Annotated in this window: 1 protein-coding gene; it reads right to left on the reverse strand. The window is 72.1% G+C overall.

From position 1 onward, the window contains the following. Positions 1 to 834: NAD(P)/FAD-dependent oxidoreductase (locus AC5RUJ_RS17455; protein ID WP_494156401.1), on the reverse strand; the 834-nt coding region annotated here is incomplete at both ends.

Below are 834 nucleotides of genomic sequence, written 5' to 3' on the forward strand. Positions count from 1 at the left end.
CGGCGGCGCCTTCCCGCAGGCTGCCGGCCAGATCCAGGGTTCCGTTGCAGGCGCCGGCGGTCTGCTGGTCCTTGACCGCGTGGCCGGGCACGAAGGCCGCCAGCTCGTCGTTCCAGGACAGGCGGCGTTCGCGCTGACTGTGCAGGTGCACCACCGGGCTCCAGCCGCCGGAGACGGCCAGCAGGTCCGTCTCGATGGTCTCCGGTTCCCCGGTCAGCTGCCCCTCGTCATCCAGACCGCTGACGACGACGGCGCTGATCCGTCCGCCGTCGTTCCGGCCTTCGGTGTCCACCACGGCACTGCCCGTGATCAGGCGGGTGCCGGCCGCGCGGACCGTCTCGGCCGCGTCGCCGCCGATCTCGGTGCGAGCCTCCACCACGGCGGCTACGGTGATGCCGGCCGCGGACAGGTCGGCGACCAGCTGGTACGCCGAGTCGTTGTTGGTGGCGACGACCACTTCGTTGCCGGCGGCCACCGCGTACCGGTTGAGGTAGCTGCGGACGGCGGAGGCCAGCATGATGCCGGGGCGGTCGTTGTTCGCGAAGACGATGGGACGTTCGTGCGCACCGGTGGCGAGCACCACCTGCTTGGCGCGGACGTGCCAGATGCGCTCGCGGGAGACACCGGCTCCCAGCTCGCCGGCCAAATGGTCGGTGCGGCGCTGGACGGCGACGATGAAGTTGCTGTCGTAGCTGCCGAATGCCGTGGTGCGGGCCAGGTAGGTGAGCTCTTCGGCGGCGGACAACTCGGCGGCGGTCCGGTCCACCCACTCCTGCGCGGGCAGGCCGTCGATGGTCTCGCCGCGGCCCGACAGCAGGGAGCCGCCGGCCTCCG

This window comes from Arthrobacter sp. Y3223164, from assembly GCF_059091005.1.